This is a genomic window from Flavobacterium ustbae (assembly GCF_003946915.1).
GTDB classification, from domain to species: Bacteria; Bacteroidota; Bacteroidia; order Flavobacteriales; family Flavobacteriaceae; genus Flavobacterium; species Flavobacterium ustbae.
In genome coordinates this window covers 319,660-341,984 of the sequence record NZ_RPOC01000001.1, presented here as the reverse complement: position 1 = coordinate 341,984, position 22,325 = coordinate 319,660, and the positions used below count along the sequence as shown (strand labels likewise).

Genomic DNA, 22,325 nt, shown 5'->3' with positions numbered 1-22,325 from the left:
ATGGGTTTTGCTATTAATTGAATATGATTTTTTTCGTGACTACGTGATCATTTTCTAAAATTATTTTTACCAATAAAACTTGATTGCTAGAATGTAAATTTTCAATCTTTAATTCTTTTGCTTCAATTTTATTTTTGCTGAAAAGCAATTGTCCGCCGATCGTATAGATTTGTGTTTCTTTTATGTTTTCAGTACCGCTAGTAAGATTTATTACTTTTGATTTTACTGCTACTAAAACACTATTTCCTATGTTTTCAAAATCGTCTGTGCCTAACGTTTTATTAGTATAACGTACTGAAAAACGTGTATTAAAAGATCCGACAGCAGTTGTGAACGTATAGTTCTCTTTTCTTAAATCTGTTATTTTACCGGTTAGCTTATCTTCTAAATAAACTTCCTGAGTTTCGAAGAATCCATCAGCATGATCAATTGAAATGGTAAATTCGCCTGTGACAGTACTTTTAAAGCCAAGAGGAACAACATCGGTATTATCGAAAGGAAGTGCACGGCCTTGAATCGTCAACTTTTTAGAGGTGTTAATGCTATAAAAATCAAGATAAGAGTTACTGTTCATTGAAGTAGCGTCAAAATTATGATCTAGGCTATTGGTTGCGCCAGTTGCATATCCGATAAGAATTTGCTTGAATGCGTCTCCTGTATTAGTTAAATTTAACCATAAACGATTTTTTTCTATACCGCTAGTTTTTGCAGTTGTCTTAAAAAATGAAGTGTTTTTAGCTTTAACTCTCTGGTCGTTTGTAAATAAAACAGAGTTTACTTTTGGTCTAACAAAGAAACCTTGTCCAGTAGAGATATAACCGTTCGGTCTTTGCCCTTTTGGAGATGGTTGAGTTTCTCCCATTAAAGTAAAAACAGCAAAATCTGCGCTATCATAAGTAAAGATATTGGTTCCTTCTATTCTTTTTGGAGGCGTGTTATGCGACCAGAAATATAATGGTCCTACATCTCCATTATCTATAATAAATTGTTCAGCATCAATAGAAGAAGGATAAGGGTTGCCTAATAAATTTAGGTTTCCTACTACAAGAGGAATTAGAACATCTCCATTGTTTGGTTTTCCTGTAAATTTTGCAGTAAAATCATGTGGAGTTTCTAGGTCATGAGTTTGAGGGGCTCTTATGCTGTATCCTCTTCCTGCTTCCATTTTCTCTTTTCCAAAACTGTCAAGAACCCAACCGTTATTGGCAGCATTCCAATAATGATATTTATCCCATAAAGTATCTGGAGACAAATCGTGCATTGATAAACCAACTACGGGAGATGACCAGTAAGTTACGTCATAACGAACTACCTTAGTCGTTCTTTGCGCTTCAAATGTAGTGGCACCCCCACTAAACATATTTTTGTCTGTTGAAGTTTGAAGCAATGATCCTCCGTCTAAAAGTAATAGTTTTCCTTCTCCAATAACGTTTATGTCTTCGTCGACAGTTAAGGTTATGTCTTTTGGTACTGTTAAAGTAACCCCATCGTTTATTGTGCAAGAGCATACTGTAAGGTCGGTCGTTAATTCTGTATCGGCACTTATAACTAAAGAGCTGCCATTTGCATTTCCACTTCCATTATAATCTGTTTCAATTTTAATGAAATTTAAATTTAACCTTGCATTTTGTTTGTAGTCTTTTAAACGAATTTCAACTTTCGAATTTTTACCTAAAACTTTCGGACTTGTTAATATATTATTTTCAGGAGCATTGTCATTAATATTTCCTGAAGATGTATAAGCTGGAGTTGTGGCGTTTTCATCGTCGATAAAGATTTGCACTTGGTCATCACAGTTTGTGATTTGTATTTGGTAGGTTCCACAAGGAAATCCTTGTCTTTTGTAAACTAAAGTAAAGTAATCTTGCGGAACAGGTGCTCCTTGCCAACCAGATACTGTAGGATTGAAAGAAGGTGATTCTGTGAGAGCAAACGAATCTGTAGTCTTAATATTTACAGGACTAACACTATAATGTCCAGCATAACTTCCTTCTGAAATTGTAAAATTGTTACCGCTAGCTGCTGTAGTAAATCCATAAACGTTCCACAAATTATCTCCAAAAGGGTAAGAATAAGGGGTGGTACTATTTCCTGCAATTAAGCCCATAGAAAACTGGATTCTAGAATCAGTTGTTTTTTCATAGTATTCTATATCAAAATAATAGTCTACACCAGCTGTTAATTGCATATTAAGTGCTTTTTGAGAATAATTTACGCCAGACCATTGATTAAGTATCTTGGTAGTACCAGAAGCCGTTGTTAAATATAAGCGATAGTAATCGTCTCCTCCAACAGTTATGTTATAAGTTCCCGTTACATCAACATTGGCCTTCATTCTGTAACGAACAAAAAAATAATCTCTTGGAGTCTCGCATAGTTGTGGGTTTAATCCTGTAACAGCACCTTGTACAACATCACGATTAAATAATTTGTTTTCTTCAACTTGTCCAACATAAGTCATGTTTGGAATTGTGATAACAGCAGGAGATGCAGGATTTGGATCTGTCGGACTGCCTGACGATGGTAATGTTGTTGTTTTGTATACGTAACCTATCCATTTATTTTCTCCATAAGTAATCTGGTCACCTTGAATCGCACATACTGGCGCGGTTGCATTAACAGTTACAGTTGCAGAAGAATAGTCTGAAGGGGAATTAGTGTTGCGAAGTGTATAAGTAAATGTTTCAGATCCAGTAAAACTTGCATTTGGTGTAAAGGTAACGCTGTTAACACCATTTACAGTTACCGTACCGGTAGTTGGTTGAGTTACAGTTATGGCTTGTAAAGGATATCCGCCAATAACATCATTGTTTAAAATAGGAATATTTATGGCCTGATTTGATGGTGTTGAAACATAGTCATTATTGGCTGTCAAAGTATAAACATCATCTACAGTTCCTGTAAAAACAGGTCCTTCGCTATTTCCATTTCCATTTTTTATATCAAAATTATTATTACTGCTGTAAGAATAAATTCTAACGTATAAAGTTTCATTAGGTAATATAGGGTTGACACTAGGGTTAATATTGTTAGTCAATGCTGTCCAATTAGATGCTGTTGGTGTATCAGGTATCATAGTCAATACACCAGTAGTGAAGTTTGGATCTTTAGAATACTTAACTAAAAATCGTTGACTGTTTGCTCTATAGGTGAAATTAAACTGCTTAAGAGTCAGTTTGTGCTTTAAATCAGGGCTTATTTTAAATTGTATGTATTTGTTAGGGTCTTCCTTTCCGCCATTTTGTTCTGGTCGTGGCCAGTTGCCACTTTGAAAAAATGCATTGTCTGTATTGTAAAAAGTATAGTTTAGAGTAGCACCAACTGAAGTTACTGGCGAAGTTGGATTAACATAACTATTTGTTACCGGGTTGTAGCTATCTCCTGCGCCATTCCAAAGGGAGAGAACTTGATCTGGATTGTTTGATACCGTCACTTTCACCGTAGAGGTAGAAGTTTCCGTTCCGTTAGAAATAGTGTAGCTAAAAGTTGATGTTCCCACAAAATCTTTTGCGGGATTAAATGTTATGGTTTTGTCAGGATTAATTAATGCAGTTCCTTGTGATGCATTTGGGGGAGTCGACAAAGTTAAGGTGGTTACATTTTGTTTTTGAATGTCGTTTGAAAGTACATTTATATTTGTAGCCACATTGATTTTAGTATCTGCAAAATCTTTAATGGCCATTATTTTTGAAGAATCAAATGGACTCACAGTACCATTGAATACAGGAACAATATTTGTTGAAAGTGTACCCGTTTTTATTTCAAAAGTATTATGGGTGCTATAAGAATAAATTCTAATATAAATATATTCATTTTCAAGAATAGGGTTAAAGTCAGAAGATAATGTAGTCGTATATGTTGTCCAATTACCAGGTGTTGTAGTTTCTAAGATTAAATCTTTAACTCCAGTTTCGAAATTGGCATGTTTTGAATACCTAACTTTAAATTTACCTGATCCAGATCTGCATTGAAATGTAAAAGTGTTGGCATCAATTTTATATTTATCAGCTGGTTTAATCCTAAACTGTATATACTTGTTAACATCATAGGCGCTACCTATCTGCTGTGGAACAGGCCAGTTTCCTGTCTGAAAAAAAGTTGATTCGCTATTATATGAAACGTAGGAAATACTCACCCCTCCGCCAGTAGTGATATCTAATGGAGTTACATTTGACATTGCAATAGGTGTGTAACTAGACGAAGTAGCAGCATTCCATCTTACTAAGTCATTTTGAGCAAACGTTAAAAAAGGCAACAATAAGAATAAAAGTAAAGTTTTTTTCATGTTAAATGTTTTCTATCAATTTGTTATGCTGGCATAGAACTTTCGAACCGCGGCAAAGATAGATACATCTACGAGCTAGAAATTGTTAGGGTTTTGGTAACCCCTATTTAATCGATGAATTGTTAAAATAGTCGATGAATGGCATTAAAAAATTTAATGTTCGATAAATATTCTTATAAAATGATCCAAAATTATATAAGAATAATCGTAAAATTTTAAGATTTTTGGGGCTTATTTTTGAGGTTTTAGACTGAAAAACGTCAAATTTGCTATAAATTCTTCAAAAATGGAATAATTTATAACTTGATGCTATATTGAAATATGTAAGCAATTTAAGGCAGATTGCGATATATTTGAAGATCTAAAAGGGAGGAGATAATTAATTTTTTTAAAGATGTATGATGCAGCTAGTTTTCTTCCAGCTCTTTTACTTTTTCATAAACTAAATTGCTTTCATAACCTCTGCGAAGCATATAGTCGCAAAACTTTTTTCGTTTTTTGAGAACATTGTTTTCTGAAATGCTAAGCCAAGATCTTTCCGCCAGATTTTCGAAAGTTTCAAAATATTCTTCAGTAGAAATTTCTTTCAAAGCTAACGTGATATTGGTTGACGAAATATTTCTTGCTTTCAACTCGTTTGTAATCCTAATTTTTCCCCAATGTTTTATTCTGTGTTTGCCTCGGGCGAAGCTGCACGCAAAACGAGTTTCATTTAAAAAATTCCCTTCAATTAGCTGAACAACAATAGTATCTATCTCGTCTGAAGTCATTTTTAAGCTGTATAATTTAGAAACAACCTCGTCGTGACAGCGTTCTTGATAGGCACAAAAATGCTCCAGCTTTTGTAAAGCTTGTTTTATCGTGAAAGTGTCGTTCGTCGGTTTTTTCATGCGTTTTAACGTTTAAATTGGTTATTGATCGATTAGTTATAAAATAATTCTGAAATTTGTTAATATTTTATAAAAAGAAATAAATTATAACCTTGCGTATTAGGCTAATTTAAATATTTTTGTACGGATTTTTAACATTTTTAGATTTCCGCCAAAAGTCCAGAATTTAACATTTTAAGATTCAGTAAATTAAAAGAGAACATTTTATTAATTTCTCTAAAGGAATGCCTTTTTTGCTTTAAGCAAACCAAAAACAAATTTAAAACAAATACCTACTGTTATATGATGAGAAAATTACTTTACTCGTTTTTATTCTTTATTTCTTCTAAATCTTTATCGAAAAAATCATGCACGCCAAGTTTAGGTTTGCTTTGTGTGGGGATGTTTTTTGTGGTTTCTTTTGTTAATGCTCAGACTACTTATTATTCTATACGAAATGGTAATTGGAATGCAAACTCAACTTGGTCTACTACACCTACAGGAGGAGCTGCTCCATCAATTCCGGGAACAAACGATACAGTTATCATCCGAAATGGACACACCGTGACTGTTACCGCAAATCAGGGAATCACACAAGTAACAATCAGTTCAGGAGGTAGATTGACATTAAATGCATTTACCCTTTCAATTAGTAGAGATTTTACAAATAATGGAACATTGACTGCTAATTCATCTTCTACAGTGACTTTAGAAGGAACGGCATCTTCCTCAATAGTAGGTTCATCAACTTCGACGTTTGGAAATTTAACTATAAATAAATCAACTGCCGCAGCTACTGTTACAAATAGTAGTGTAGCTTTTACAACTACAGGTAATTTGACAGTAACAAGAGGAAATTTGGTATTATTAGCTACAGATAACCATTATACAGTTTCTGGAAATCTTACTGTTTCAACTAATGGAATATTAACTCATAGTGTAGATTGGGATGGAACTAGCAGACAGTTAAATGTTGGCGGTAACCTTTCATTGGACGGAAATGGTGCTTACAGCAAAGGTACTGCTGGACGTAGTCACGTTTCAATGTACGGTACTACAGCAACTGTTCGCTCAGGACTTTCGTCATTTAACATTTTAACGTTTAGTACTTCAGGTACTATAACAGCAAATGGTACTCTAAAAGTTGATAATAATTTTTGGACTCCTTTTAATACGGGAGGTACTTTTAATACAGGTGGCAATTCGATTACTGCTCTTGCATCTATGCTTGTAAGTAATGGAACAGTAAATGTTGCTGGAGGTAGTTTAAATGTTGAAGGACAATTACAAGTTGGACAAGCTGGAGGAGCTTATGGAACTGTGAATATTAATGGTGGGACTATAATAACAGATGGAATTATATTAGGAAGTGTTGACGGAGCAGCTACTTCAACTATTACTCATACTGGAGGAACGATGCAGGTAAATGGTCCAGTCACAATAAACCAACCAGTTGCAAACGGTATTGCAAATACATGGAATATCAATGACGCTGCCGTTAATGTTTCAGGATTAATAACTTTTGCGACTCCGGCAGTACCAAGTACTAATAACACTCGTGTTCAGGGAATTGTTATTACAACCGGTACTTTAAACGCTGACGGAGGAATTACTTTTGCTAATGTTAATAATACTGGAAGAAGAATCGTCATGTCAGGTGGAGCTGGAAATTTAAACTTAAAAGGAGCTCTTACTCTAGGAGGACAACAGACTTTATCAGCAGGAACAACAAGTGCTTTTTCGTATGTAGATACAGCTGTAAGTCAGACAGTAAATTATTTTACTTCAGGAGGTTATAATAATCTTTATATCAACAATACTAGTTCTGCTGGCGCTACCCTGAGTAATCCTATTACTGCTAGTAATGTTACAGGAAATCTATTAGTAGGAAATACAAATACAAGTAGTGTTTTTAGAAATGGTGGCCATGCAATAGCACTAGCAAATAATAGAAATTTTAATGTTGCCAATGGTTCTACTTTTAATTTAACTGGAACAAGCAGTATGGTGACTGTTTCTGGAACAGGAACCAAAACATTTGGATCAACAAGTACAGTTAATTATGGAGGTACGATTCAAACTGTCTCTGTAGAAGGTTATGGGCATCTTTCTTTTAATGGAAGTGGCACTAAAACATTAAGCGGAGCAACTACAGCATTAGGAAATATAACAATAGGAGCTAGCAGTACATTAGACGTTTCTAGCTCTAATTTTGCTGTTAATGTAGGAGGTAATTTCACGAGTAGCGGAACTTTTACTCCAAGATCAGGAACTGTAACTCTTAACGGAACAAATCAATCTTTTAATATTCCAAATTTTAATAACCTAACTTTATCAGGCAGCGGAACAAAAAGTTTTGCGGCAACTACAGCAGTAAGTAATGCTTTAGTAATAAATTCTACTGTAAATGCAAATTTAGGAAACGGACAAACACATACTGCTAATACGCTTACTTTAGGAGCAACAGAGGTTTTGCCTACTACATGGGGAAATACAATTTCTCCTTCCGTAAGTAAAAATGACACTTATTTTACTGCAACTACAGGAATTGTAAGGGTTGCAAATAGTGCTTGCACCAACTTTTCATCGGTTGCTCCAATTACAAGTGTTTCTTTAAACAATGTAACTAGGACTAGCTCAGGGACCGGTACTTATGAAGATCTTACTTCAACAGTTTTAACTACGGTAGTAAAAGGACAAAGCTATGCATTGACTGTTACGGGAAATACAGTAACAGATCAAAATGTTTATTACTCTGCCTTTTTTGATTGGAATAACGATGGAACTTTTGCATATCCTTCAGAATACCTTCAAATTGGTCCAATAAGAAATTCATCAGGAAGTGGATCTGATGGGAAAAGTGCATCTATTTACGTGACAATTCCTACAGGCACAAATGCTTTTACAGGAACTGTAAAAATGCGTATCATTGGCCGTGCAGGAGATTATAATAATGCACCATGTGCCGTAACGGGAAGTGGTGGTCAAATGGAAGATTATACGATTACAATTCAAGATGTTTGCAGTGGTAATTTTAATCCGGGACAAACATTTAGCTCGACAGGCTCAGTATGTCCTAATACACCTTTTACGTTATCATTACAAAATATAATTCAAGATGGCGCAAGTTATACTTGGCAGACGTCACCAAATGGTACCGATTCATGGGCTAATGCAGTACCAGCACCAAGTAGTTTTTTCGGGCCAGAAGCTTTTAATACATCAAATTCAGAGGCAAATGTTTATGGGGCAGCAGTTATAGAAGGAGGGCAGTTAGTATTAACTCCAGCAATTAATAGTCAATATGGTGCCTATGTTATCCAAAAAACACCAGGCTCAAATATTGATGCATTCAGCGTGAATTTTGATTACCAAATAACTAATGGCGGAGGGGCTGATGGTTTTAGTTTAAGCTATGCAGATGATGTTCAAAATAATGATGGTGGCGGAGAATCTGGTTCAGGATCACGATTGATTGTAGAATTTGATACTTATGATAATGAAGGAGTAATAACTCCAGGAAGCCGTATAAGAATAAAATATGGGGGTAAGACTATTTATAACTCAAATACTAATTCACCAATTTTAAGACCAACATCAGGAGATACTCCTGTTTTGCTAAGAGTAGATGCTTATGGCAAATTAACATTAACGGTGAATAATAATGTTGTAGTTTCAGGCTTGTCATTACCATCGGGATATCTTTCAAGCAATAAATCGCTTTGGCGATTTAAGTTCGCAGGTAGAACAGGTGGAATAAATGATAGACAAATAATTGATAATTTATCAATTAGATATCTTGATATCACGGGTTCAGGACCAACTTTTGTGACATCACAAACTGTACCTACATACTATCGTGTAGCCGTTTCATGTAATTCATCGGCTCCAAATTATTCGTTACCTGTATTGGTAGGAGTGACATCAGCTATAATTAACCCAATGACAACAAATATCTGTAATGATGTGGCTTTTACTGCTACGCCGACAGATGTTACAAATGGAACAATACCAGCTAACACTACTTATACATGGACTGCGCCACTTGTTACAGGTGGCATGACAGGAGGTGCAGCAAATACTGTTGCGGCATCTAACATAACGGGAACATTAACAAATAGTACAGCAACAGCTCAAACGGCGACTTATACAGTTACTCCAATCACTGGGGGTTGCAATGGAGTGCCTTTTACATTGACTGTTACAGTTAACCCATCACCTACAACTCCATCAACTTCACACACCAATGTATCTTGTGGAAATTTAGGAAGTATTACATTGACAGACTTACCATCGGCAGATTGGACTGTTGAGCAAACAGGACAAATGGGAATACATTTGTATAATCGTTTAACTAATGAAACGACTCTAACTATTGAAAATTTAGAGGTAGGAGAATATCATTTTATAGTTACAAATAAAGATACATCTTGTTTTTCAAGTCAAGTAACTGTTGACGTAACAGATCTTAGATCTATTACAGAATGGGACGGTTCAGGATGGACAAATGGTAATCCAGACGGAAACAAAACGGTTATAGTCACTTCAGTGTCACCAAACCAGCCTTTTACAAATAACACACCTACAGTTCCAGTAAACTTAACAGTATGTTCTTTAGAAATTGCAGTTTCGGGTCCAGATCCAGTTGAAATTCCTTCTAACATGACTTTAACCGTTACAAATGGTATAACAAGTGATGGTAACTTGGTTTTTGAAAGCGGTTCAAGTTTATTGCAAGATGAAAGCGCGGTAAATTCTGGTAATGTTTCTTATAAAAGAAAAGTTGATTTAAGTCGTTTTGATGTAGTTTATTGGGGAACGCCATTGGTAAAAGCAGATTTTAAAATGCGTGATTTTTCTCCATACACTTTGAGGGATAAGTTCCATTACTGGGATAATGTTAACTCGACATGGATTTTGAGTGATTTCGGTGAAGAAACTATGAAAGTTGGGGAAGGTTATAGTATTAGAGCTCCACAATATTTTGACTTAACGGCTAAAAGCACATTTGAAGGTGTATTTGTTGGGGTCCCATATAATGGAGATAAAACTGTTCAAGTAGTTCCAAATAAATTAAATTTGATAGGTAATCCTTATCCTTCTGCGGTAGATGCACGTAAGTTGATAGAAGAGAATGAAGATCACATTGGGGCATTGTATTTTTGGACACACGCGCTTCCTCCACAACAAATTCCAGGAACTACGATCTTCCGATACCAAAGTGCAGATTTTGTTGTGTTTACTTTAGCAGGTTCGACAAGAGTAACTGGTGAAGCTGTTATTGGTACTGAAGAATTTGACGGATTTATAGCAACAGGGCAAGCTTTTTTTACAAGAACACCAGTAACGGCATCTGAAATTAAGTTTAATAACGGGCAGCGAACGGGAAGCTCGGAGAATACACAATTCTATAAAACAGCTGAGACAGATAAAACAGAAAAAAACCGTCTTTGGCTAAATGTTACAAATTCAAAAGGTGCTTTTAAACAATTGCTGATTGGATATATGGACGGAGCGACAAACGGTATTGACTTAGCTTACGATGCTACATCAATGAATGCTAATGCTAATGTTGATTTTTATACTATCAATGAAGGTAAAAAACTAACTATTCAAGGTCGTGCACTTCCTTTTGATAATACAGAGATAATACCTTTAGGTTTCAAATGTGGTATTGATGATAGCGCCGATCGTGACTTTACATTTTCTCTTGATCATGCAGACGGATTTTTTGATACGCAGGAAGTTTATCTAGAAGATAAAATACTTGGAAAAGTAATAGATCTACGTAGAGAGAATTATACTTTTACAAGTGCAAAAGGAACCTATTCGACTCGTTTTGTTCTTCGTTACACCAATAAAACTTTGGGAACAGGCGATTTCGAAAATCTTGAAAATTCAGTTTTAGTGTCGGTTAAAGACAAAGCAGTAAAAATAACTTCATCAAAAGAAACTTTAAAAGAAGTAAATATTTATAATGTTGGAGCGCAATTGTTATACAGTAATGACAAAGTGAATGCTTCAGAATTACAAATCACAAATTTGCATTCTTCTGATCAAGTAATATTGGTGCAAATAACTTTAGAAAACGGACATACCTTTACTAAAAAAGTTATTTTTTCTAATCTATAAATTAGTTAAATCCGAGATAATAAAAAGTCCATTCCGCTTAAGGAATGGACTTTTTTTATGGAATAAAAATCCCTAAATCTTGGTATTGTAAACTTCATCACAACATTGTATTTTTAAGCTAATTCTTACAAAATTAATTTAAATTATATTGTTTTGATTAAAAATTTACTTTATTATCTACTTCTGTTTTTGTTTATTCCTTACTCAAATCTTTTGGCGCAACAGGGAAAAGTAGACGCCACTTTTAATGTATTAGATGATGGACAAAACGGAGATGGCTTTAGCGGTGCAGTACGAACGCTCGTTTTGCTAAAAAACGGAAATCTAATAGTTGGAGGCGATTATCTCAGTTTAAATAAATTTCCAGTCTCTTATCTTACATGTTTAGACCCAAATGGCATAATCGATGAAAGTTTTAACACAGGCAGCGGTTTTAATGGTAAAATCTATTCATCTTATATGCAAGAAGACGGTAAAATCATTTTGGGAGGAAGTTTTACAATGTACAACGGAATCAATGTTGGAAGACTCGTTCGTTTAAATCCCGATGGATCCTATGATGCTACTTTCAATACTACCATAGGGGCGACAACCGGAATTGTATATGATATTGCAATGCAGTCAGATGGTAAAATAATAATTGTCGGAAGCTTTACCAAATATGCGAATACTACAGTAAATCGTATAGCTCGATTGCTTCCAAATGGAATGCTCGATTCTTCCTTTTTGACTGGTTCAGGTTCGGCATTAAATATTAGCCATGCAAGGATCACGGCAGACGAAAAAATAATTCTTACTGGAAATTTTACTGCATTTAATGGAAATTCAGCCAATAGAATTATCCGTTTGAATAGTAACGGAACTTTAGATTCAACTTTTAAAAGCAGAAATGGTTTCAATGATGATGTAAATGCCATCGCATTACAGCCCGATGGTAAAATGGTTATTGGAGGCCATTTTACAGCATTTAATGATGTTTCTGCTAATCGGATTATTCGGTTGAATGCTGATGGAACTAAAGATGAAAGTTTTTTGGTAGGAACAGGATTTAGTAAAGAAGGTGTTCAGACAATTAAAGTAGATCCAAAAGGGGATCTAATGGTAGGTGGATCTTTTACAGGTTTTTATAATAATATTGAGGTTAATAGAGTCGTTTTTCTAAATAATGACGGAACCTTAAAATCAGATTTTGATATTGGTTTAGGGCCAGCTTCTGCATCTGTTTTGAGTTTAGAATTTGATGATGAAGGGTCTTGGTTTATTGGCGGTACTTTTTCTGTTTTCGATGGACAAAATCAAGGTCGGTTAGCTAAAGTTAACAGCGAAGGAGAACATGATATTGCCTATTTGTCTTCGGGAATTGGTTTTGATAATTCTGTTTTCAGCGTATTGCCTCTTTCGAATCAGAAAACAATTGTAGGAGGAAATTTTAATAAATTCAACGGAACGCCGGTTTCCAAAATAACATGCCTTTTGGAAGACGGTTCTATGGACACCTCTTTTAATGCTGGAAATTCTGGAGCAAATAACGTAATAAAAGCAACTGCGCTTCAAACTGATGGAAAGATCGTTATTGGCGGTAATTTTACAAAATATAATGATATAAGCAACAATAGAATTGTTAGGATTTTACCAAACGGACAAACAGATAATTCTTTTAATAGTGGTGATGGATTTAATTTACAAGTTTACGCGCTTGCAATTCAGCGAGATCAAAAAATAATTGTAGCAGGAGCATTTACAAAATACAACGGATCAAATTTAAATAACAATAGAATTATTAGGCTTCTCGCAGATGGAACTAAAGACAATGATTTTAATACTGGAACTGGCGCTGATGGAATTGTAGAAATAGTAGTAATTCAGCCAGATGGAAAGATTCTATTGGGAGGTCGTTTTAAAAATTTTAACGAAAAGCCTTATGCTGGTTTAGTTCGTTTAAATGCCGATGGAAGTATCGATTCCAGTTTTGAGATAGGCAAAGGTTTTGATAAAAACGTCTATGCGATTGCGCTTCAGTCGGATCAAAAAATTATTGTGGGTGGTTCTTTTTTATCTTTTGATGACATTTCTGAAAAAAGAATTGTGCGCTTAAACACAAATGGAAGTCTCGACACAACATTTGATTCCGGCATTGGCTTTAGCAAAGGAGATGTTCGCTCTATTTTAGTACAGCCAGATGACAGGTTATTGGTTGGAGGTTCTTTCTCGGGAACTTATAAAGGTACAGCATCTTTAAGACTTATTAGATTGATGCCTTCTGGAGTTTTTGACAATTCCTTTACGGCGCCTTTAAATAATACTCTTTTTGATATGAAATTTACAGAGGATTATAAATTAGTCATTGGAGGTAATTTTAATTCAGTTGCAGGGATTTCCAAGCATAGGATTGCACGTTTAAAACTTTGTGTAAATACAACTGTTTGGGATGGTACATCTTGGACAAATGGACCGCCATCGGCAGGAAAGGACGTATATTTTAAAGAAAATTTTCCGCAATTAACCAGCACTGCAGTTTGTGCATGCAACATTGAAAGTGGTAAGACTGTAACTCTATTGGAGAAAAATACCCTTGCAATAGAATTTGCCTACACAGGTTCTGGAACTTTAGTTTTAGAAGATGCAGCAAGTTTATACCAATCAGATGACGATATGGTAAATACCGGAATTGTACACTTAATAAGAAAAACAAAACCAGTAATACGTTATGATATGACGTACTGGTCTTCTCCTGTTGATGAACAGAAAATGTTTGACTTTTCGCCAAATACTCTTGGTGATAAATACTATTGGCAAGATCCGGTTTCTGGTTGGAATATAAATTACAACGGAACTATGAATATGACTCCAGGGCAAGGATACTGTATTAGAGCTCCGCAATATTATTCTATTACAGAGCGAGAAGTGTTTGAAGGAGTTTTTAAAGGAATTCCAAACAATGGAAAAATTGATGCCGAAATCAATGTTCCAAATGGCTGTTATTTAATAGGAAATCCATATCCATCAGCTATAAATGCAGATCTTTTTATCAAAGCCAATTCTTCTAAAATACAAGGCGCACTTTATTTTTGGACACATTCTACACCACCTTCCAACGGAAAATACTCGGCAAATGATTGTGTAGCCTATAATCTTTTAGGCGGTACAGGAATAACTTCTTCGTTAACTTCAGACAACAATACGATACCAGACGGTACAATAGCTTCGGGGCAAGGTTTTTTTATAAGATGCCGCTCAGAAGGTTCTGTTGAATTTAATAACAGTATGAGAATTAAAGCTCGAAATAGTAATTTTTTTAGACCAAGTATAGACTCTTCGTTAGAAATAGAAAACGAGAAATATCGATTTTGGCTCAATTTACATAACGGCAATGGAGCATTAAAACAGATTTTATTGGGTTATGCCAAAGATGCCTCCAATTCACTAGATTATTATGATGCACAGTCCTTAGGTTCAAGTCAGGAAATTGATTTTTATAGCATTTTAGAAAACAAGAAGATGGTCATTCAAGGAAGAGCGATGCCATTGGAAGAGAATGATTTAATTAAATTAGGATATAAAACAGATATAAAAACGACTTTGAATATAGAGATTGACCATCAAGATAGTTTGTTTAACGAAATCAATATTTTTCTAGTAGACAAAATGCTGGACAAATACCATAATCTTTCTGATGGGGCTTATCAATTTGTTTCGGAAGCAGGAAGTTTTAATAATCGATTCTACATTACGTACGCCGATAATACTTTGGGCAATAAAACTTTTGGAGGCAATTCTAAAAATGTGATAGTCTCTGTTAAAAATCGCATTATAAATGTGGAATCTTTTGATAAAAGTATAAAAGAGATTTATGTATTTGATATTTCTGGGAATCAGTTATATGATAAAAACAAACTTCAAAGTAAAAAAGTAACTATTGAAAACCTGTATTCTTCGCATCAGGTTTTAATTGTAAAAGTACTCTTAGAAGATGGAAAGTCAACTTCTAGAAAGGTTGTTTATTAAAAACTTAATAAAAAAACACTTCACTTATTTTCTAATCAATATGTGTTTTATTTTATTGTAAATCAATGAATTAAATGCTTGTCTATTTTTAATTAACAGTTTTTTCCTATTTTTTGTAATATATCGATTTTAGGTGTTAAAATTATATGTTTAATACTACATTATGAATTTTACTGTAAACAAAATCGTACCTTGTAGTTATGTTTAGTCGATTAAATGCATTTAAAATCGATTAAATGCTAATTCTATAAGCCTTCCTAAAGCAATTTTTCTTTTGAAAAAACCACAGTTAAAAACTGTTTTTATCAGCCCTTTAGTTGATTGTAAAAAATTGGAATAATCTAAATCGACGTGAAACTTATCTGGTGGAACAACTGTTGATCATTCGTATTTGCAATTAATCTTTTTCTGAGTTTGAATTTATTTTTCAATTACTAAAATGCCACAAGATGAAAAAAGATTTACTTATCACGCTGAATTTCTTCAGTTTCTTCTCTTTAGTAACTTACATTGGTAAACAATTAAAATTTGGCTGGAGTTTTAAAATCCTTCTGATTTTAATTTTATCATTTTTTCATACCACTTCAAAAGCACAAATCATAACACATCCAGTTGCGACTAGTAATCCTTCTTTTCCTCTTCCTGCAGGTATTACAGAAATTACCGTTGAGGCTTGGGGAGGCGGAGGTGGTGGTGGAGCCGCATTAGGCGGTAATGGATGGGGAAGAGGTGGTGCCGGTGGAGCTGGTGGCGCTTACGCCTTGGGAAAAATTACAGGAATTACAACATCGACTTTAAATGTTGTTGTCGCAAAAGCTACAGCGGCAAGCACGGGTAATGGAGCTAATGGAGAGCCATCTTATATAGCTAATTTTACAGGAACGTTTTATGCTCAAGGAGGTCAGGGAGGGGCTGCCAATCTTCCGGCCACAGGTAATACTCCTCCGGCTGCGACACCTGCAAGTACGGGTTCTATAGGGAGCATGACGACAATAAATGGAGCAGCTTCTGGACCAGGATATAATAGCTTGCTAAATGTTGCTCTTTCTTCTGGAAATGGTGGAAATGCAGGTAATTTTGGGCAAGATAAAGGAGGTGCGGGAGGTCTTGGTTATGCTAGTCTTTTAGGTGCAAATGGAGCAGGAAGGTCTGGACTAGAATATGGTGGAGGTGGGTCAGGAGCTGCCAGCTCTTTAATTTTATTGAGTCCATCAACTTTATATAATGGAGGAAGTGGCGCAAGAGGGCATGTTAATATTACTTATACTTGCAAACCGTATAGTTTGACTGGAATATCGGCCGCAAATGTGTGCACAGCCGTTGGGACAACTTCACAAGTACAACTGACAGGTACATCAACTTCATTGCCAGCGGGTACTTACACAGTTACTTATAATACATCTATTCCATTAGCTACAGGTTTAACAGAAACAATGACAGTAGCGGGAGGAATCGGAAGTTTTACGGCAAGGGGACTTAATACTCCAGGAACTAGTAGAATAACAGTAACATCTTTAAAATCTTTGGATTGCCCTTCTACAATTTCTTCTAATAATGTTGTAGATATTACAGTTAGCGGACAACCAACAATTACATTAGGAGCAACAACAGCAGTATGTACAAGTTCAAATGTGCAAAGCGTAACAATGCCTTACAGTGGAATCACAAATTTTCCAACAACTTACAGCATAATATGGAATGCATCTCCTTCAAACACTTTTGCAGCAGTTACAAATGCTACTTTACAAGGAGGTTCAATCAGCATTCCAGTTCCGGGAGGGACAGCTGCAGGAACATATACGGGAACTTTAACGGTAAGGAATGCAATAGGCTGTGTTTCGGCTAACAATAGTTTTACCGTAACGGTCAATCCTTTACCGGCAATAACATTAGGAACGGCCACAACTGTATGTACAAGCGCCAGTGTTCAAAGTGTAACATTGCCTTACAGTGGAGCAGTAAACTCTCCAACAACTTACAGCATAACATGGAATGCATCTCCTTCAAACACTTTTGCAGCAGTTACAAATGCTGCTTTGCAAGGAGGCTCGATCAGTATTCCAGTTCCAGGAGGGACGGCTGCTGGGACATATACGGGAACATTAACGGTAAGAAATGGCAATAGCTGTGTTTCGGCTAATAATAATTTTACCGTAACGGTCAATCCTTTACCATCAATAACATTAGGCGCAGCAACAGCGGTATGCACAAGTACGAATGTTCAAAGTGTAACATTACCTTACAGTGGAGCCACAAATTCGCCAACAACTTACAGCATAACATGGAATGCATCTCCTTCCAATAGTTTTGCCGCAGTTACAGATGCGAGTTTACCAGCAGGTTCAATCAGCATTCCAGTTCCGGGAGGAACAGCTGCAGGAACTTATACAGGATCTTTAACGGTAAAAAATGCAAACGGATGTGCGTCGGCAAGTAATACTTTTAACATAACGGTCAATTCAGTTTCTGTACCAGTAGCTTCGGTCACACAGCAGCCAACTTGTATAAACAATACTGGAGTTATTACGGTTACTTCTCCAGCTGCCGGAACGGGATATACATACAGTATTGATGGAGTAGATTTTAGTAACACTACTGGAATATTTAGTGGTCTTTCTTCTGGAAGTTACGATGTGCAAGCGAGAAATACTGCAACAGGATGTGAATCGGTAGCAACACAAATTACAATAAATGCTTTTGTAACTAAAGTATGGAATGGAAATGCTGATGCCAATTGGGGTAATCCTGCCAACTGGACACCAACAGGAGTTCCTATTGCTTCTGATTGTATAGACATTCCGGATGTAGGAGTAGATCCAGTTATTTCTGGAACAAATGCAAGTTTTTTTGCCAGCAGACTAACAATTCAGAACAATGGCTCTTTAATTGTAAATGGAACTAATACAATAACCGTTACAAATGAAGTGAATGTACTGGGTAATGGAGTCTTGACTTTTGAAAACAATTCAAGTTTAGTTCAGGTTGAAGATGTAGCCAACACGGGAAATATTATTTATAAAAGAAATACAACGCCAGTAAGACGTTACGATGTTACTTATTGGTCTTCGCCTGTTACGCGAGATCCAATGTTTACTTTACATGATTTATCACCCAATACGCTCTGGGATAAATTTCACAAATTCGATTCAGCATCGAGTCAATGGATAGTGATTAGTGATGGAGCAGAAGAAATGATAAAAGGAAATGGCTATAGTATTCGAGCACCTCAATTTTACGATTTGAACTCTACTCAAATTTACGGCGGAGAATTTAAAGGTGTGCCCAATAATGGGACGATTTTAGGGCCAGTAGGAGTTACTGGAAAGTTGAGTTCTTTAGGAAATCCATATCCTTCGGCAATTTATGCAGATCAATTTATTTCTGATAATTCAAGCCGTATTTACGGAACCTTGTATTTTTGGACACATAATAGTCTTCCTACTCAAATTCCGGGCACTACGATCTATTCGTATAGCAGTAATGATTTTGCTTATTATAACTTATCAGGAGAGACAGAAGTGGGAGGAATGGAAGGAACGCCAGCACCAACTCCAGGAAATCAATCAACACCAGCCGGATTTATTGCAGCTGGGCAAGGTTTTCTAGCGAGATCATTAACAGGTGAGCCTGTTGTATTTACCAATTCGATGCGTGTGCCTAATCTTAATAGCCAATTTTATAGATCTTCGGCTGCCGCAGCTATAGAAAGACATCGTGTATGGCTAAATTTTACAAATGAGCTAGGAGCTTTTAAGCAATTGCTTATTGGTTATGTAACCGGTGCAACAAACTCTTGGGACAATAGTTATGATGCGACTACTATGAATGCCAATCCGCATGTTGACTTTTATAGTGTTAATGATGGAAAAAAATTGGTTATTCAAGGGCGTGCGGTGCCTTTTGTTGTAACTGATACAATCCAGTTAGGATATAAATCTACTATTGAAGAAGGTGAATTCACAATTGCAATTGATCGTACCGACGGAGATTTGAGTAATCAGGACATTTATTTGCAAGATAATTTGACCAATACAATCCATAACCTAAAAACAGGAGGTTATACTTTTACTTCTGCACCGGGAACTTTTCTCAAACGTTTTGTACTGCGATATACAAATTCAAATGATACTACTTTAGGTAATGAAGATTTTGAAAATCAAGATCAGAAAATTTTAGTTTCCGTTAGAGATAAAAATATCAGGTTGCAATCTGTTTCAGAGCAGGAAAATCTTCAGGAAGTAGCAATTTATGATACGGGCGGCAAATTGTTATATGTCAAAAAGCAACTTCAAAATAAGGAATGGGTTGTGACAAATTTCCAATCGGGCCCGCAAGTCTTATTGGTTAAAATAACGCTAGATAATGGGAAAACGATAACGAGAAAAATAGTATTTCAATAAAATAATAAAGCGGTTGAGTAAGTTCTCAACCGCTTGTTAATCATTGATTAAGCACTGCGCTGTAAATTTTGGTGCGTATTGGTAATTGCCTTCTCGTTTTTATAGTCAATCCATTTCTGGCCTTGAATTTTTCGCATCATAATATCAAAGTGTCGCATGATAAATACGTTGTATGCCGCCTTAGACAAATTGACAATATTTTTTGGAAAAGATCTTAAGCTCATCGAAAATCCAGGAGTTAGATATTTCATATAATGCCAATATCCCTCAGGCATATAAAGCATTTCGCCGTGTTTTAGATTTGTAATATACCCTTCGACATTTTTTAGTGCTGGGAATTTTTCATAATCAGGATTGTCAAAATCGATATCTTCTCTCGAAATTAAGGCATGAGGAACTTTGTACATAAATTTTGACTGGTTTGGCGGGAAAATCATACATTGTTTTTCTCCGTGAAAATGAAAATGCAGAATATTCGAATAATCAATATCGTAATGCATGAAAACTCTTGAATTTTCGCCTCCAAAAAATAACATCGGCATTTGCTTGACTAATTTTAAGCCAATATCTGGCCATAAGAAGTCATTTTTTAATGATGGAACTTCTTTCATTAAATTGTAAAGAAAAATACGGTAATTGGTAGGTTTTTTTTCCAACAATTCGATATACTCACTCATTTTCATTGTAGTGTGCGCCTCGTTGAATCCGTCTTCATGATTTACAGGTCTGTCGTCGTACAAAGGAACGACCGAATCTCCTGCTATTTCTTTTATATAAGATAATTTCCATTTGCTGTAGGCTGGCCAATCTTCGGTCAACTCTTCGATAACAACAGGAATTTGTTTTTTTACATATTGGGAAACAAAATCTTCTCTTGAGATTTTCTTTACCCTTTCAATTTGTCTTAATTTCATTTTCTAAAAAAAATTGCTAATAACTCTGTGCTACAAGCAATTTAAAAATATTTATTGAGATTTAAGTTCTCTTTCGACTAAAATATTAATCGAATCGATTTTTAAAAAAGAATTATTTAGAAAGGAATTTCTTTAAAATTCAGCATCAGAATTTTGAATTAATCAGCAACATATTTGTTATTCCAATACAGCATCATCATTAAAGTAACAATTACAGAAGAAGCAATACCTTCAAACAATAAACATATGCAATAAGTTGGCACCGATGGATCTCCTCCAAACATAAAAGTTTCAGACAAAGTTTTTACATATGCATCTCCGCCTCGAGCGTAACTGTAAACCAATAAGCCAAATACGCTCATACATACACCAACTACAGAAGTTGTCATTGCAGAAATAGCATTTGATAGAAAATCGGTTTCTCCTTCACGAAAATTCATTTGCATTGTCCTGTTAACACCATAGAATATTATGAAAACGTTGAGTGTTCTCAAATAGAATAAATCTGCTAAACCTAGTACATTCATTAATAAAAAATAAATGCCAATTCCAAGGAAAATCAAAAAACCGTTGGTTATTTCTTTAGGTAATTTCATAGTGGTTATTTTTTAGAAGTTAATAGTAAATGTTTGAAAAACAGTGGTCTATCAAATTTACTAAAAAAATAACTACGATGATTTAAAAACGGTAAAAACTATGCGGTCTGGTTTTTTAAAGAAGAATTTATGAAAGCTGCAGATTCTGTTTGATCTTGATTCAGTTGTGCTTTTAATGCATCTACCGAAGCAAATTTTTGTTCTTCGCGAATGTAATGCAGCAATGAAACCTCAATATTTTGATCGTAAATGTCTTTGTTAAAATCAAACAAATGCACTTCTATAGTCTGTCTTTCTCCATTAACAGTCGGATTGAAACCAATATTCATCATGCCAAAAGCAGTTTCTCCGTTTACAGTTGCTTTAACAGCATAAACGCCAAGTTTTGGTATTAGTTTGTAATCTTCTTCGATGTGAATATTCGCAGTAGGAAATCCAATTGTTCTTCCTAGCTGTTTTCCTTTTACTACCGTTCCGTTCAAGAAATAGTTGTACCCTAAATATTCATTGGCCAAAGCCATATTGCCTTCGTTTAAAGCTTTTCTGATTTTGGTGGAACTAACAGAAACATCTTGTATTTCTTCAGCAGAAATTTGTTCTACTTCAAATCCGTATTCGAGTCCAAAAGCAATCAGATCATCAATATTTGCAGTTCTATTACGGCCAAAACGATGATCATGTCCAATAATAATTTTTTGAATTTGGAATTTTTCGACCAAAATCGTTTTTACGAATTCTTCTGCGGTTAATCTTGAGAAACTTTCGTTAAAAGGATGAACAATTAAATTCTCAATGCCAGTAGCTTCCAAAAGTTTTGTTTTTTCGCCAATGGTATTCAGCAATCTAATCTCCGATTTTTCCTGAAGAACCATTCTCGGATGCGGAAAAAAGGTCAGAACCAGACTTTCGTATTTCCCGTTTTCAGTCTGTTGCGTAATTCGATCTAGAATTTTTTTATGACCAATATGCACACCATCAAAGGTGCCAAGAGTTAAGATTGTTTTCTTGGTTGACTGAAAATCGTTTATAGAATGAAAGAGCTTCAAAACAAATTATTTAAGATGCTGCAAATTTATACTATTCTCTTTTAAATTTAATGCTATGCCAAATCGAATTTTAACTTA

General features: G+C 35.2%; 8 protein-coding genes. 3 read left to right on the top strand and 5 right to left on the bottom strand.

The window, feature by feature from the left end; translation table 11 throughout:
* Positions 1–13: 13 nt before the first annotated feature.
* Entirely contained in the window at positions 14–4,285 is a 4,272-nt protein-coding gene (locus EG814_RS01430; RefSeq protein ID WP_125718171.1) for an Ig-like domain-containing protein, read from the bottom strand.
* A gap of 407 nt (positions 4,286–4,692) precedes the next feature.
* The gene (locus EG814_RS01425; protein WP_125718169.1) at positions 4,693–5,175 is read right to left on the bottom strand and encodes a regulatory protein RecX; all 483 of its coding nucleotides are present in this window, start codon (positions 5,173–5,175) and stop codon (positions 4,693–4,695) included.
* 282 nt (positions 5,176–5,457) lie between these two features.
* Here EG814_RS01425 and EG814_RS01420 point away from each other — a divergent pair, with 282 nt between their 5' ends.
* From EG814_RS01420 to EG814_RS01410, 3 genes are all read left to right on the top strand, one after another.
* Positions 5,458–11,286: a GEVED domain-containing protein gene (locus tag EG814_RS01420; RefSeq protein ID WP_125718167.1), complete on the top strand. Its 5,829-nt coding sequence runs from the start codon at positions 5,458–5,460 to the stop codon at positions 11,284–11,286.
* Between the two features lie 153 nt (positions 11,287–11,439).
* The gene (locus EG814_RS01415) at positions 11,440–15,291 is read left to right on the top strand and encodes a T9SS sorting signal type C domain-containing protein (protein ID WP_125718165.1); all 3,852 of its coding nucleotides are present in this window, start codon (positions 11,440–11,442) and stop codon (positions 15,289–15,291) included.
* 449 nt (positions 15,292–15,740) lie between these two features.
* The gene (locus EG814_RS01410) at positions 15,741–19,691 is read left to right on the top strand and encodes a T9SS sorting signal type C domain-containing protein (RefSeq protein ID WP_125718163.1); all 3,951 of its coding nucleotides are present in this window, start codon (positions 15,741–15,743) and stop codon (positions 19,689–19,691) included.
* A 47-nt stretch (positions 19,692–19,738) separates the two neighbouring features.
* On the opposite strand, the gene EG814_RS01405 is transcribed toward EG814_RS01410, so the two are convergent.
* The 3 genes from EG814_RS01405 to EG814_RS01395 form a co-directional block, all read right to left on the bottom strand.
* Positions 19,739–20,605, bottom strand: a complete 867-nt coding sequence (locus EG814_RS01405) for a cupin-like domain-containing protein (protein WP_125718161.1) — start codon at positions 20,603–20,605, stop codon at positions 19,739–19,741.
* A 158-nt stretch (positions 20,606–20,763) separates the two neighbouring features.
* The gene (locus EG814_RS01400; protein ID WP_125718159.1) at positions 20,764–21,201 is read right to left on the bottom strand and encodes a hypothetical protein; all 438 of its coding nucleotides are present in this window, start codon (positions 21,199–21,201) and stop codon (positions 20,764–20,766) included.
* A gap of 98 nt (positions 21,202–21,299) precedes the next feature.
* Positions 21,300–22,247 carry a bifunctional riboflavin kinase/FAD synthetase gene (locus EG814_RS01395; protein ID WP_125718157.1) on the bottom strand — a complete coding sequence of 316 codons (948 nt, stop codon included), beginning with the start codon at positions 22,245–22,247 and terminating at the stop codon, positions 21,300–21,302.
* Positions 22,248–22,325 lie beyond the last annotated feature (78 nt).

Excerpts from the sequence above, each read along its gene's own strand:
- EG814_RS01430 (WP_125718171.1), bottom strand. The coding sequence starts at position 4,285 with ATGAAAAAAACTTTACTTTTATTCTTATTGTTGCCTTTTTTAACGTTT.
- EG814_RS01425 (WP_125718169.1), bottom strand. The coding sequence starts at position 5,175 with ATGAAAAAACCGACGAACGACACTTTCACGATAAAACAAGCTTTACAA.
- EG814_RS01420 (WP_125718167.1), top strand. The coding sequence starts at position 5,458 with ATGATGAGAAAATTACTTTACTCGTTTTTATTCTTTATTTCTTCTAAA.
- EG814_RS01410 (WP_125718163.1), top strand. The coding sequence starts at position 15,741 with ATGAAAAAAGATTTACTTATCACGCTGAATTTCTTCAGTTTCTTCTCT.
- EG814_RS01405 (WP_125718161.1), bottom strand. The coding sequence starts at position 20,605 with ATGAAATTAAGACAAATTGAAAGGGTAAAGAAAATCTCAAGAGAAGAT.
- EG814_RS01400 (WP_125718159.1), bottom strand. The coding sequence starts at position 21,201 with ATGAAATTACCTAAAGAAATAACCAACGGTTTTTTGATTTTCCTTGGA.